At 71.2% G+C, this 13,508-nt stretch carries 11 protein-coding genes; 8 read left to right on the forward strand and 3 right to left on the reverse strand.

The features are described 5' to 3' along the window. Positions 1–13: 13 nt before the first annotated feature. Entirely contained in the window at positions 14–3,766 is a 3,753-nt protein-coding gene (locus tag AB0P24_RS03450; RefSeq protein WP_365790498.1) for an ABC transporter ATP-binding protein, read from the reverse strand. A 373-nt stretch (positions 3,767–4,139) separates the two neighbouring features. Here AB0P24_RS03450 and AB0P24_RS03455 point away from each other — a divergent pair, with 373 nt between their 5' ends. Continuing rightward, positions 4,140–5,858 carry an MOSC and FAD-binding oxidoreductase domain-containing protein gene (locus AB0P24_RS03455; RefSeq protein ID WP_365790499.1) on the forward strand — a complete coding sequence of 573 codons (1,719 nt, stop codon included), beginning with the start codon at positions 4,140–4,142 and terminating at the stop codon, positions 5,856–5,858. On the opposite strand, the gene AB0P24_RS03460 is transcribed toward AB0P24_RS03455, so the two are convergent. Both AB0P24_RS03460 and AB0P24_RS03465 read right to left on the reverse strand, forming a co-directional pair. Further along, complete coding sequence (locus AB0P24_RS03460; protein WP_365790500.1) at positions 5,855–6,067, reverse strand: DUF397 domain-containing protein; 213 nt, start codon at positions 6,065–6,067, stop codon at positions 5,855–5,857. The two genes, AB0P24_RS03455 and AB0P24_RS03460, sit on opposite strands and share 4 nt — an antisense overlap. After that, positions 6,060–6,854 (reverse strand): helix-turn-helix transcriptional regulator, encoded by a 795-nt coding sequence (locus tag AB0P24_RS03465; protein WP_365790501.1) that lies wholly within the window; start codon positions 6,852–6,854, stop codon positions 6,060–6,062. The genes AB0P24_RS03460 and AB0P24_RS03465 overlap by 8 nt, the downstream gene beginning before the upstream one ends. A 106-nt stretch (positions 6,855–6,960) precedes the next feature. Between AB0P24_RS03465 and AB0P24_RS03470 the strand changes: the two genes are divergently transcribed. From AB0P24_RS03470 to AB0P24_RS03500, 7 genes are all read left to right on the forward strand, one after another. Next, complete coding sequence (locus AB0P24_RS03470) at positions 6,961–7,131, forward strand: hypothetical protein (protein ID WP_365790502.1); 171 nt, start codon at positions 6,961–6,963, stop codon at positions 7,129–7,131. Beyond that, the gene (locus tag AB0P24_RS03475) at positions 7,128–7,391 is read left to right on the forward strand and encodes a hypothetical protein (protein ID WP_365790503.1); all 264 of its coding nucleotides are present in this window, start codon (positions 7,128–7,130) and stop codon (positions 7,389–7,391) included. The genes AB0P24_RS03470 and AB0P24_RS03475 overlap by 4 nt, the downstream gene beginning before the upstream one ends. Before the next feature lie 153 nt (positions 7,392–7,544). Next, the gene (locus AB0P24_RS03480) at positions 7,545–8,390 is read left to right on the forward strand and encodes a serine hydrolase (protein ID WP_365790504.1); all 846 of its coding nucleotides are present in this window, start codon (positions 7,545–7,547) and stop codon (positions 8,388–8,390) included. A 112-nt stretch (positions 8,391–8,502) separates the two neighbouring features. Next, entirely contained in the window at positions 8,503–9,558 is a 1,056-nt protein-coding gene (locus AB0P24_RS03485) for an esterase-like activity of phytase family protein (RefSeq protein WP_365790505.1), read from the forward strand. 165 nt (positions 9,559–9,723) lie between these two features. After that, the gene (locus AB0P24_RS03490; RefSeq protein ID WP_365790506.1) at positions 9,724–12,015 is read left to right on the forward strand and encodes a glycosyltransferase family 39 protein; all 2,292 of its coding nucleotides are present in this window, start codon (positions 9,724–9,726) and stop codon (positions 12,013–12,015) included. A 137-nt stretch (positions 12,016–12,152) separates the two neighbouring features. Next, positions 12,153–12,959: an endonuclease gene (locus tag AB0P24_RS03495; RefSeq protein WP_365790507.1), complete on the forward strand. Its 807-nt coding sequence runs from the start codon at positions 12,153–12,155 to the stop codon at positions 12,957–12,959. Between the two features lie 146 nt (positions 12,960–13,105). Then, positions 13,106–13,462 carry a peptidase inhibitor family I36 protein gene (locus AB0P24_RS03500; RefSeq protein WP_365790508.1) on the forward strand — a complete coding sequence of 119 codons (357 nt, stop codon included), beginning with the start codon at positions 13,106–13,108 and terminating at the stop codon, positions 13,460–13,462. The last annotated feature ends 46 nt before the right edge of the window (positions 13,463–13,508 follow it).

The following is a 13,508-nucleotide window of genomic DNA, read 5'->3' on the forward strand; positions in this document are numbered from 1 at the left end:
CCCGGGGGACGGGTCAGCGGGTCGCGCCCACCGGCTCCTCCGGCTCCTCGGGCTGGCCGATGAAGGTGCGCCACAGTTCCGCGTACCGGCCGTCGCGGGCCAGCAGTTCGTCGTGGGTGCCGTCCTCGGCGACCCGGCCGTGGTCCATGACCACCACCCGGTCGGCGCGGGCGGCGGTGGTCAGCCGGTGAGCGACGACGAGGGTCGTACGACGGCCCGTCAGGCGGTCGGTGGCCATGTTGACCTGAGCCTCCGTCGCCAGGTCCAGGGCCGCCGTCGCCTCGTCGAGGAGCAGCACGTCGGGGTCGACGAGTTCCGCGCGGGCGAGGGCGATCAGCTGGCGCTGGCCCGCCGACAGGTTGCGGCCCCGCTCGGCCACCTCGTGGAGGTAGCCGCCGTCGAGGGTGGCGATCATCTCGTGGGCGCCGACCGCGCGGGCCGCCGCCTCCACCTCGGCGTCGGTCGCGTCCGGGCGGCCGTAGGCGATGGCGTCCCGGACCGTCCCCGGGAAGAGGTACGCCTCCTGCGGGACGACCCCGAGCCGGTGCCGGTAGGAGGTGAGGTCGAGGTCGCGCAGGTCCCTGCCGTCGACCGTCACCCGGCCCGCGGTGGGGTCGTAGAAGCGTGCGACCAGCTTGACGAGGGTCGACTTGCCGGCGCCGGTCTCGCCGACGAAGGCGACGGTCTGCCCGGCGGGGATGGTCAGGTCGATGCCGCCCAGCGCCTCTTCATCGTCCCCGTAGGCGAAGTGCACGTCCTCGAAGGCCAGGTCGCCGTGCAGCGAGGTCACCTCCAGGGGCTTGGCCGCCGACTTGGTGGACGTCGGCTCGCGCAGGAGTTCCTGGATGCGGCCGAGGGAGACGGTGGCCTGCTGGTAGCCGTCGAAGACCTGGGAGAGCTGCTGGACGGGGGCGAAGAACAGGTCGATGTAGAGCAGGTAGGCGACCAGCGCGCCGGTGGTGAGGGTCGCCGCCGCCACCCGGTGGGCGCCCGCCATCAGCACGCTCGCCGCGGCCACCGACGACAGCAGCTGGACGAACGGGAAGTAGACCGATATCAGCCACTGGCCCCGGATGCGGGCCTTGCGGTAGCTCTCGCTGCGCTCGGTGAAGCGCCGCCTGCTGTCCTTCTCGCGCCGGAAGGCCTGCACGATCCGCAGGCCCGACACCGACTCCTGGAGGTCGGCGTTGACCACCGACACCCGCTCACGGGCGAGTTCGTACGCCTTCACGCTCGCCCGGCGGAAGAAGAAGGTCGCGACGATCAGCGGGGGCAGGGTGGTGAAGACGACGAGCGCGAGCTGTACGTCGATCACCAGCAGGACGGCCATGATGCCGAAGAAGGTGACGACGGAGACGAAGGCGGTGACCAGGCCCGTCTGGAGGAAGGTGGACAGCGCGTCCACGTCCGTCGTCATCCTCGTCATGATCCGGCCGGTCAGCTCCCGCTCGTAGTAGTCGAGTCCGAGCCGCTGGAGCTGGGCGAAGATCTTCAGACGCAGCGCGTAGAGGACGCGCTCGCCGGTACGGCCGGTCATCCTCGTCTCGCCGATCTGGGCCGCCCACTGGGCGAGCACCGCGACCAGGCCGAGCAGCGAGGCCGCCCAGACCGCGCCGAGCGCCATCTTGCTGACGCCCTGGTCGATGCCGTGCCGGATCAGGACCGGGAGCAGCAGGCCCATGCCGGCGTCCACGGCGACCAGGCCGAGGCTGATCAGCAGGGGCAGCCCGAAACCGCGCAGCAGGCGGCGCAGGCCGTAGGAGTCCTCGGGGCGCACGGCGCCGGCCTCGTCGACGTCGGGGGTGTCGGTCGCCGGGGGCAACGCCTCGACCTGGGCGAGGAGTTCGGGGGTGGCCGGGGTGCCGGCGAGGGCGAGGTCGCGGGGCGTGCGGTCGCCGGTCCACAGCCGCGGGGTCACGCCGCGCTCCGCGTCGAACTCGGCGTCCAGTTCGTCGCGGACGGACGTGTCCTCGCGCGAGACGGCCGGGAGGGCGTGCCCCGGGGAGACGCCGCCGAGCTCGTCGGGGTCGGTGAGGAGCCTGCGGTACAGGGCGGAGCGCTGCTGGAGCTCCTCGTCGGTGCCGATGTCGGCGAGCCGGCCGCCGTCGAGGACGGCGATGCGGTCGGCGAGGTTGAGGGTGGAGCGGCGGTGCGCGATGAGCAGGGTGGTGCGGCCCCGCATCACGTGGGCGAGGGCCTCGTGGATCTCGTGTTCCACGCGGGCGTCGACGGCCGAGGTGGCGTCGTCGAGGACGAGGAGACGGGGGTCGGTGAGCAGGGCTCGGGCGAGGGCGATGCGCTGGCGCTGGCCGCCGGAGAGGGTCAGGCCCTGTTCGCCGACCTTGGTGTCGTAGCCGTCGGGCAGCTCGGCGACGAAACGGTCGGCCTGGGCGGCGCGGGCGGCGGCGAGGATCTCGTCCTCGGTCGCGTCGGGACGGCCGTAGGCGATGTTGTTCCGGACCGTGTCGGAGAAGAGGAACGAGTCCTCCGGGACCAGGCCGATCGCGGCCCGGAGCGAGTCGTGGGTCAGCTCGCGGACGTCGTGGCCGCCGATCAGGACGGCGCCGTGGGTGACGTCGTAGAAGCGGGGCAGCAGGAGGGAGACCGTGGACTTGCCGGAGCCGGAGGAGCCGACGACGGCGAGGGTCTCGCCCGGCCGTATCTCGAAGCTGAGCCCGCTCAGGACCGGGCTGGTCCCGCCGGCGGCCCGGTCGTAGCCGAACGACACGTCGTCGAACTCGACGGTCGCGGGCGCGTCGGCGGGGAGGGTCTTGGTGCCCTCCGTCATGGTGGGCCGGGTGTCGATCAGCTCCAGGACGCGTTCGGTGCCGGCGCGGGCCTGCTGGCCGACGGTGAGGACCACGGCGAGCATCCGGACCGGGCCGACCAGCTGGGCGAGGTAGGAGGAGAAGGCGACGAACGTGCCCAGGGTGATGTGACCGCGCACGGCCAGCCAGCCGCCGACCGCCAGCATGGCGACCTGGCCGAGGGCCGGGACGGCCTGGAGGGCCGGGGTGAACTTGCTGTTCAGGCGTATCGTGCGCAGCCGCCCGGCGAAGAGCCGGCGCCCGACCTCCCGCAGCTTCCCGGTCTCCTGCTCCTCCTGCCCGAACCCCTTCACCACGCGCACACCGCTCACCGCGCCGTCGACCACGCCGGCGACGGCGGCGGCCTGGGCCTGGGCGTACCAGGTGGCGGGGTGGAGCTTGCTGCGGCTGCGCTTGGCGATCCAGTACAGGGCCGGGGCGACGGCGAGGGCGACCAGGGTGAGCGGCGGTGACAGCCAGGCCATGATCGCGAGGGAGATCAGGAAGAGGAGGACGTTGCCGATGGTCATCGGCAGCATGAACAGGAGTCCCTGGATCAGCTGGAGGTCGCTGGTGGCCCTGCCCACCACCTGGCCCGTGGACAGCTCGTCCTGGCGCCGGCCGTCGAGCCGGGTCAGGGTTTCGTACATCTCGGTCCGCAGGTCGTGCTGGACGTCCAGGGCGAGCCGGCCACCGTAGTAGCGGCGGACGAAGGTGGCCGCGTAGACGAGGACCGCGGCGCCGACCAGGGCACCGGCCCAGGGCCCCATGGACCGGCGGTGATCAGTGATCACGTCGTCGATGATCACCTTGGTGATCAGCGGTACGACGGCCAGCACGGCCATGCCGGCCAGCGAGGACCCGAGCGCGAGCACGACGTCCCGGGGATGCCGCCAGGCATACCCGGCCAGCCTGCGCGCCCAGCCGTCCTGCTGCCGCTCCCCCTGTTGCGCTGCCACGCGGTTGCCCTTCGTTCGCCCTGCCCGTCCGCAGGTCACAACACGAAAGGAAGCGGATTTCATCCCTCCGCAACAATTCCCTGGGGAGCCGACGGGAGGGGAAGCCTGCGGGAGGGTCGGTGGGAAGGGGAGCCGGGTGGCCGACGGAAGAGAAGGGCCGGGCCGGGCCGTGGGAGCGGACGGACCGTGAGGACGGACTGTTCATGGGGGCGGACGGACCGTGGGGGCCGACGCGCCGTGAGGGCCGACGCGCCGTGAGGGCCGGCGGACCGAAGCGGAGCCGGACCGTGAAGGCGGCCGGACCGCGGGGCGGCCGACTTGCGTCGGCCGTGTGGTGCGGAAGCATCGGAGACGGTCACCACAGGAGGTCCGCATGGCGAAGCTGCTGTCCGTCAACGTGGGAATGCCCGTGGACGTGTCCTGGCAGGGCAGGACCGTCCGCACCGGCGCGTGGAAGTCGCCCGTGCCCGGCCGCCGGATGGTGCGGCGGCTGAACGTCGAGGGGGACGGTCAGGGCGACCTGGCCGGGCACGGCGGCGAGATCCGGGCCGTGCTCGTCTACCAGCTGCAGTCCTACGAGTACTGGCGGAAGCGACTCGGCCGCGACGATCTGACCTTCGGGATGTTCGGGGAGAACTTCACCGTCGACGGCCTGCCCGACGACGAGGTGTGCATCGGCGACCGGTACCGCATCGGCGAGGCCGAGTTCGAGGTGACCCAGCCCCGGGTCACCTGCTACCGGGTCGGCATGCGCCTGGGCGAGCCCGCCATGGCCTCCCTGCTGGTCGCCCACCACCGCCCCGGCTTCTACCTGCGGGTGATCACCGAGGGGCGAGTCCAGGCGGGTGACGGCATCACCCTCGTCCGCAGGGGCCCGGGAGAACTCAGCGTCGCCGACACCGACGCGCTGCTCTACCTGCCCGGCCGCGACCCCGCGAAGCTGCGCACCGCCCTGCGCGTCCCCGCCCTCAGCCCCGGCTGGCAGCAGTCCTTCCGCGAACTCGCCGCCGCCGGGCCGCCCGGTCCCGAGCCGGAGGCGCCGGGCTTCAGGCCGATGCGCGTCGCCCGTATCGTCCCCGAGACCGCCGACGTCTCCTCGATCCACCTCGGCACCACCGACGACACGGCCCTGCCGGAGGGCCGCCCCGGCCAGTACCTCTCCCTGCGCCTCGCCGTCGACGGCGAGGCCCGCGAGATCCGCAGCTACTCCCTGTCCTCGGCCGTCCCGTCCGAGGAGGGCACCTACCGCATCAGCGTCAAGCACGAACCCCGCGGGAAGGTCAGCGGCTACATCCACGCCCGGCTGCGCACCGGGGACCTCGTGGACGTCGCCGGCCCGCGCGGGACGTTCGTACTCGAAGAGGGCACCGGTCCGGTCGTCCTCGCCTCGGCGGGCATCGGCGTCACTCCCGTGCTCGCCATGCTCCACCGGCTCGCCGCCACCGGGGATCCGCGTCCGCTGTGGTGGGTCCACACCGCCCACGACCGCGCCCACCACGCCTTCGCGGCCGAGGCCCGCGCCCTGCTGGCCCGGCTCCCCCACGCCCACGAGCACGTCTACTACACCGCGCAGACCCCGCCGCCCGGCGACGAGCACGCCACCCGGGGCCGCCCGACCGCCGCCTCGCTCACCGCCCTGGGCATCCCCGCCGACGCCGACGCCTACCTCTGCGGGCCGACCGCCTTCATGGACGACCTCGGCGGGTACCTGCGCGGTCACGGCCTGCGCCCCGAGCGGATCCGCACGGAGCGGTTCGGCACGCTCGCCGCGGTCAATCCCGGCATCGCCGCCACCGCCCCGGTACGGCCGCACCAGCCACCCGGTCCCCGGGCCACCGGCCCCCTCGTCACCTTCAGCCGCAGCGGCCTCGCCACCCCGTGGTCGCCGGCCCGCGCCTCGCTCCTCGAACTCGCCGAGGCCTGCGACATCCCCACCCGCTGGTCCTGCCGCACCGGCGTCTGCCACACCTGCGTCACCCCGCTGGTGACAGGCGACGTCACCTACCCCACCCCGCCCCTCGAACTCCCCGCCCCCGGCACGGTCCTGGTCTGCTGCGCCGCACCGGCCGGCGAGGTCGTCCTCGATCTCTAGAGGGTGACTCCGACCGCCGCGACGAAGGGACGCCAGGCGTCCGACGCGAAGATCACGGCGGGGCCGTGGGGGTGCTTGGAGTCGCGGACGGGGACGCCGGAGGGGTGGGCGTCGAGGACTTCGAGGCAGCTGCCGGCGTCGGCGTTGCTGTGCGACGACTTGCGCCAGCCGGTGAGTATGGCGGCGTTTGAAATCGTTCGGTCAGTCACGGCGTTCATAGTCCTTCGCAGTGGATCTGAGGAGGGCGAGCGACTCCTTGAGTGGCAGTGCATCGCTGAGCGCGAGATCGAAGCGAGTCTGCAATTCGCGGACCGTGGACGGCGAGTCGTGCAACCTTCCCATCCGGTCTCCCTCGCTGTATGCCACCGGCGGCTGATCTTCGAACCACATCAGCGTGACCATGTTCTGCATCAGTGGATGGTGGCCGGCGCCGAATGGCAACACGTGTGCGCGGATGCGTCCGGTCTCCGCCAGGGCGACGATGTGCATGATCGCCTCCGCCATGATGTCCCCGTCGGCGACGGGACGCCGTAGAACTGTCTCGTCCAGCACCGCCCACACTACGGGAGTCACCGGATCCTCAAGGATCTTCGCGCGCTCCAAGCGTGTGACAAGGCGCCTGTCACACTCCTCCTCACTCACCGGAGGGAACGCCGCGCCCAGAACCGCACGCGCGTACCTTTTCGTCTGAAGGATGCCCGGGAAGTACGCCAGGGCGAACTCCCGGATCATCACCGCCTGTTGTTCGAGTTCGCGCACCGTCCCGAAGTAGTCGGCAATCGTCACGTCCTGCTCCGGCAGGAAACTGCTCAGCACATCCCCCGTGTTCAGAGCCTTGTCCAGCCGTCGCGCGTCCTCCTTCGACGGGATCCGCCGCCCGGCCTCGATGTGAGCGATGTGCGAACGCGTCATCACCGCGATGTCGGCCAGCTCCTGCTGCGTCAGCCCGGCCGTCTCCCGCTGCTGCCGGAGCCAGTCACCGTAAGTGTTCGCCATGGCCAACTCCCTTGTGACAAATGCCTGGTCACACTCCACCCCCTGGTCAGGCTAGCCGCGCCCGCCCCACTCTGTGAGCAGATCACTACAGAACGGAGTTGCCGCCATGCGTCACCGCATCGCCCGTCTCGCCCGCTCGCTGTTCCGGCGCCCGCGGGTGCACGGTCCGACCGTCCACCACACCGGACACCGACCCCCGGTCGACCCGATCGGCGTGTACGGGATCGGCATGGGTTCGTGCGGCATGCTCGCGAAGGACGCGAGGGGTACGCGGTGAGGACCACTCCACGCCTGCTCCCCTGGACGGGCTCTGAGGGCAAGCCCTGTTTCCTTGTCGGCGACGGAGACGGCTACCTCTCCCGGGCCGCCGACGCCGTCGAGTCCGTGCAGTTGGGGATGGCCGCCGGGCTCCTCGACCACTCGGCCGCGATGCTCGAAGAGCGGCACGTGACCAGGGCCGAACTTCGTTTCCTGGTGGCCCGGATGCGGGAGTCGCTGACGGACGTGCTGCGGATCGCCGAGAGCCGACGCGGGTAGCCCGGCGGCGGCGAACAGCGCAACCGTCGGCGCGGACACCGCCGTTGCCCGCGCTCCCTGGCGGTTTCCCATGGGCTCCGTCCTTGGGCATGTTTCCTTAAAGCCCGGAGCGTTCGTACAACCATTCGCGCGAACCCGTGTGTCAACACGGGCATGACTCACAGACGAAGGAGAGGACTGGTCGCCACCGCGCTCGGCACCGGGTTTCTCATAGCCGGCGTGGCCGGCGCCGCGCCCGCCTCGGCCGCCGCGCCCGCCGTCAGCTGCACGTCCGCCAAGGCGGCTCTGGCCACGAAGCTGAAGAAGGACATCACCGCGGCCATCGCGAACCGCACGGGGACGATCGCCGTCGGCCTGTACGACCGGTCGACGAAGACGACCTGCACCCTGCGCTCCACCACGCACTACGACTCGGCCAGCACGGTCAAGGTGACCGTCCTCGCCACGCTGCTGTGGGACGCGAAGAAGCACAACCGGTATCTGACCACCACCGAGCAGTCGCTCGCCAAGGCCATGATCACGCGGTCGGACAACGCCGCGACCAGCACGTTGTGGAAGCAGCTCGGCCTGACGAAGATCAAGGGCTTCCTGACCGCCGCCGGGATGACGCAGACCACCCCGGGCGCGAACAACTACTGGGGGCTGACCCAGATCGACGTGCACGACGAGCAGAAGCTGCTCGCGCTCGTCACCGCCAAGAACACCGTGCTCAGCGACAATTCGCGGGCTTACATCCTGAAGCTGATGGGGCAGGTCATCTCGTCCCAGCGGTGGGGCACGCCGTACGGCGCCCCGTCCGGCGTCTCCGTGCACGTCAAGAACGGCTGGCTGCAACGCGCCACGCACGGCTGGCGGGTGCACAGCCTGGGCACGTTCACCGGTGGCGGCCACGACTACCAGATGACCGTGCTGACCCAGGACAACAGCACCATGAGCTACGGCATCAACACCATCCAGGCCGTCGCGAAGGTCATCCACAAGGACCTCGCGGCCTCCTGAGGCGGGGCGGCGGCCGCCGCGGCGAGCGGCGGTCGTCCCGTGGCCGTAAACCGACTCCTTCCTTCACGGGGCGGCCTCCACTCCGCCACCGATCCCCCCTACGGTGATCGCCATGCGCCTGCGAACCGTACTCGCCACCGTCACCGCCGGCCTGGCGGCGGCCACCTGTCTGTCCGCCGCCGGATCCGCCAACGCCGTCGCGACCGGCACCGCCGTGGCCAACACCGCCGCCGCCCACGCCTGTTCGCCCTCGGTCTCCCTCGACGGCTTCTCCGACGCCCTCGACAAGACGACCTTCGGCGGCTATTTCGTCGGCAACCTCTCCGCGCTCGCGGTGGACCAGGACGGCTCCCTCGCCGCCCTCGCCGACCGGTCCTACCTCTTCGACCTGGACGCGCAGACCCTCGCGCCGAAGAAGGTCGTCGGGCTCGCCGACGAGAACGGCGCCGTGCTCGACTCCGAGGGCCTGGTCGTGGACCGGGACGGCACCCGCCTGATCACCTCCGAGACCGAACCGTCCATCCGCCGCTACTCGGTGGACGGCAAGATCCTGGACCGCCTCCCCGTGCCCCCGTCCCTCCTGGTCTCCCCGGCCGGGCGGGCCACCACCAACCAGACCTTCGAGGGCCTGACCCTCCTGAACGGCGGCCGCACCCTGCTGGCGTCGATGGAGTACGCCATCTCCGGCGACACCGCTGGGATCGTCCGCTTCCAGACCTGGCAGCGCACCAAGGGCGACCACTTCGAGCCGTCGGCCCAGTACGCCTACCGCACCGACGACCCGACCCTCGGCGTTCCCGAGGTGCAGGCGCTGCCCGACGGCCGTCTCCTCGTCCTGGAACGCGGCTTCACCTCCGGTGTCGGCAACGCCGTCCGCCTCTTCCTGGCCGACCCGCGGCACGCCACGGACACCAGCGGCATCGAGAACCTCACCGGGCAGGCCGGCGTACGGCTGGTCAGGAAGACCCTGCTCACGGACATCGCGAGCTGCCCGTCGCTGGGCGCCACGGCCAAGCAGCCGCAGCCCAACCCCGTCCTGGACAACATCGAGGGCATGGTCGTCACCGGCCGCGCGAAGGGCGCGTACAAGGTCCTGCTGGTCAGCGACGACAACCAGAACGCCGTACAGACGACGCGGTTCTACCGGCTGTCGGTCCGCGTCCGCTGACGCGGCGGCACACCGGCCACGGCCCCCGCGGCGGTGCCGCGGGCGGCCGCACCGGTCTCGGAGGGCGGCCGCACCGGCCGCCCTCTTACCGGTATCTCACCCACCCACAGCGTGCGCCCAGGATCGGCACAGCCCTCACCCATCGGCTGCCCGCATGGTGGCGTGGTGACATCTGCCACCGATCCCGTCCCCCACACGCCCGTGTCCCCCGACTGGGGCCCGCCCACGGCGTCCTCCGCGGCGCCCCCCACGGCCGTCCCCGCGGCCGCCCTGCCGGACAGGGCACCGCGCTGGTCGCTCCCCGCGTTGATCGCGATCCTGATCCTGGCGGCGGTGCTCTACTCCTGGAACCTCTCCGGCTCCGACCTCAACACCTTCTACAGCGGTGCCATCTGGGCCGGCACGAAGAGCTGGAAGGCCTGGTTCTTCGGGTCGCTGGACCCGGGCAACTTCCTGACCGTCGACAAACCGCCGTTCGCTCTCATGGTCATGGGCCTGTCGTGCCGCGTCTTCGGCTTCGGCACCTGGCAGATGATGGCGCCCGAGGTCGTGCTCGCGCTCGCCACGATCTGGATCCTGCACTCGACGGTGAAGCGGGTGTGGGGGCACGGCGCGGCGGCGGTCGCCGCGCTGGTGCTGGCGCTGACCCCGATCACGGTCGCCATCAACCGCGACAACAACCCCGACACGATCCTGGTGTTCCTGATGGTGTCGGGCGCGGCGCTCGCGTTCCGCGCCACCCGTGACGACAAGCTGCTGCCCCTGCTCGGTTCGGCGGCGTGCTTCGGTCTCGCCTTCAACACCAAGCTGCTCGCGGGCTGGATCGCGCTCCCGGCCGTCTTCGCGCTCTACCTGTACGCGTCGAAGGCCACCTGGGCCAAGCGCGCCGTCAACCTGCTGCTGGCCGCCGTCGTGCTGGCCGTCTCCAGCTTCTGGTGGGCGATCGCGGTCTCCCTGGTCCCGGCCTCGGACCGGCCGTACATCGGCGGTTCCACGGACGGCTCCGCCTGGGACCTGATCATGGGCTACGACGGTCTCGGCCGCGTCTTCGGCGGCGAGGGCAACGGCGGCGGCGGGGGCGGGGGCGCCAGCTTCTCCGGTTCGGCGGGCCTCGGCCGGATGTTCAACGACGTCCTCGGCGGCCAGATCTCCTGGCTCCTTCCCTTCTCCGCGATCGCCCTGGTGGGCGGCCTGGTGCTGTGCGGTCGCGCCCCACGCACCGACCTGAGGCGGATGGCCCTGGTCCTCTGGGGCGGCTGGACCCTGCTGCACTACGTGATCTTCGCGACCGCGCAGGGCACGATGCACCCGTACTACACGACCGCGCTCGCTCCCGGCATCGCGGTGCTGTGCGGCGGCGGTGGCACGATGCTGGTGCGGGCCTTCCGCACCGACAAGCGATGGATCTGGGTCCTTCCGCTCGCCTTCGGCGTCACCGGCATCTGGGCGATCGTGCTGCTGCGCCGGGCCTCCGGCTGGAACACCTGGCTGTGGCCGACGATCGGCGTGCTGACCGCGGCCGGCATCGTGGGCATGATCCTCTTCCGCTCGCACAAGGTCCGGCTGCTGACGGCCTCCCTGGCGGTGGCGGTGGTCGCGGCCCTCGCGGGTCCGACGGCGTACGCGGTGGCGGAGCCGTTCGGCAGCTCTGCCGGCGGCGGCATGGGCGGTACGAACCCGACGGCGGGCCCCTCCACGGGCTCCGGCTTCGGCGGCGGACCGGGCGGCGGCGGCAACCGGGGCGGTTTCCCGGGCGGCGGCGAGCTGCCGGGCGGGCAGCAGGGGAACAGCCAGGCCGGCGGCGAGACGGGCGGCGGCTTCCCGGGCGGCACGAACGGCGAGGCGCCGGGCGGCGGCATGCCCGGCCAGGCTCCCGGCGGGACCGGCGAGCTGCCGAATGGTGGCGGCAACGGCGAACTTCCCGGCGGGACCGGCGAGATGCCCGGCGGCGGTACCGGCACCGGGCGTATGGGCGGCGGCTTCGGCGGCGGCGGTGGCATGGGCGGCGGTGTCGACAGCGACCTGATCGCCTATCTGAAGAAGCACCAGGACGGCGCCACCTGGCTGCTGGCCGTCTCCAACTCGCAGTCCGCCGCGCAGATCGAGCTGAGTGCGCAGGAACCCGTGATCTCCATGTGGGGCTTCACCGGATCCGACAACGCGATGACCGTCGCCAAGCTCAAGGAACTGGTCAAGGCGGGCAAGCTGCACTACATCCAGGTCGGCGGCAGCGGCATGGGCGGTGGCATGGGCGGCAGCAACAGCGTCAGCTCCGCGGTGACCGCCTGGGTGCAGAAGTACGGCACGGCGGTGAAGGAGAGCGCGTACAGCAAGAGCACGACGAGCGGCTCGACGTCGAGCTCGAAGTCCAGCTCCTCGTCCTCGTCCTCCTCGTCCTCCTCGTCGCAGAGCACCACCTCGACGCTCTACCGGCTGGACCCGTCGGACGTCGGCTGACGCGGTCCGACACCCGAAGAAGCCCCCGGCCACACGGCCGGGGGCCTCTTTTTACGTCCCGTTTACCTGCACGTCCTCATGTTCATGTCACTCTCCTTCTTGCCGCCTCGTCAACCCGCGTAGATGGGAAACTCTTTATGCTGGCGACACACATCCGGCGCTGGAAGTCAGTGGCCCTGACGACCGCCGCCGTCCTGGTGGGCCTCACCGCCCCGGCACTGACGGCGACCCCGGCCGCCGCCACCACGACCGCGTACGACTCGACGTACTACAAGAACGCGATCGGCAAGACGGGTACGAGCCTCAAGTCGTCCCTGCACACGATCATCAGCGCGAACGTCACCAAGCTGTCGTACTCGGCGCTGTGGGACGCCCTGAAGAAGACCGACCAGGACCCGAACAACAGCAGCAACGTGATCCTGCTGTACTCGGGCATCTCGCGCAGCAAGTCCCTCAACGGCGGTGCCGGCGGCGACTGGAACCGCGAGCACGTGTGGGCGATCTCGCACGGCGACCTCACCACGTCCACCGGCCCGGGCACGGACCTGCACCACATCCGGCCCGAGGACGTGGCGGTCAACGGCAAGCGCGGCAACCTCGACTTCGACGAGGGCGGCTCCACCTTCACCAACAGCGGCGGCAGCAAGGTCGACTCGGACTCCTTCGAGCCGCGCGACGCGGTCAAGGGCGACGTGGCCCGCATGATCCTCTACATGGCCGTGCGCTACGAGGGCGACGACGGATTCGCCGACCTGGAGCCCGACGACAAGGTCAACAACGGCTCCACCCCCTACATCGGCAAGCTCTCGGTCCTGAAGCAGTGGAACGACGAGGACCCGCCGGACTCCTTCGAGGAGAACCGCAACGACGTCATCTACACCACCTACCAGCACAACCGGAACCCGTTCATCGACCACCCCGAGTGGGTCGACGCGATCTGGTAGGCGCCGTCCGGGCCAGTCCTACTACTTCCCTCACACAGGTGAAGTCGATCTTGGGCTCGGGCGTGTCCGCGTGACCGCCCAGCAGCATGGAGGGCACCCCGGCAGTTCCGCCGGGGTGCCCTCAACTCCCTTTTCCGGAGAGTCCCGTGAAGCTTCGCACCTGGTCCCTCGCCGCCGCCCTCGCCCTGACCGCGCTCGTCGTCCCCGCCCAGAGCGCCTCCGCCCACGCGGCCGAGGCCCCCTCCTGCCCCGACGGCTCGGTGTGCTTCTGGAGCGGAGAGGGCTTCGGCGGCGACTACTGGGAGTGGACGTCCCGCAGCGGCTACCGCGACATGCCGCCGAACCTCCACGACAACGTCGGCTCCTTCGTCGCCTCCACCCGCGCCTGCTTCGTCAACTGGTCCCCGGTCGAGAAGCGCGACGTCTACAACGGCGACTGGCGCTCCCAGTACGGCGGCGACTTCGGCGGCCGCATCGACGGGGTGGGGCCGGGGGCCTGCTGAATCACGGCTGGCCGGGGTCGGGCCCGGGACGGCAGGGGCCGGCGTA

It is taken from the genome of Streptomyces sp. NPDC086519 (assembly GCF_040686075.1).
Taxonomy (GTDB): Bacteria; Actinomycetota; Actinomycetes; order Streptomycetales; family Streptomycetaceae; genus Streptomyces; species Streptomyces shenzhenensis.

Excerpts from the sequence above, each read along its gene's own strand:
- AB0P24_RS03470 (WP_365790502.1), top strand. The coding sequence starts at position 6,961 with ATGCGTCACCGCATCGCCCGTCTCGCCCGCTCGCTGTTCCGGCGCCCG.
- AB0P24_RS03455 (WP_365790499.1), top strand. The coding sequence starts at position 4,140 with ATGGCGAAGCTGCTGTCCGTCAACGTGGGAATGCCCGTGGACGTGTCC.
- AB0P24_RS03480 (WP_365790504.1), top strand. The coding sequence starts at position 7,545 with ATGACTCACAGACGAAGGAGAGGACTGGTCGCCACCGCGCTCGGCACC.
- AB0P24_RS03485 (WP_365790505.1), top strand. The coding sequence starts at position 8,503 with ATGCGCCTGCGAACCGTACTCGCCACCGTCACCGCCGGCCTGGCGGCG.
- AB0P24_RS03495 (WP_365790507.1), top strand. The coding sequence starts at position 12,153 with ATGCTGGCGACACACATCCGGCGCTGGAAGTCAGTGGCCCTGACGACC.
- AB0P24_RS03465 (WP_365790501.1), bottom strand. The coding sequence starts at position 6,854 with ATGGCGAACACTTACGGTGACTGGCTCCGGCAGCAGCGGGAGACGGCC.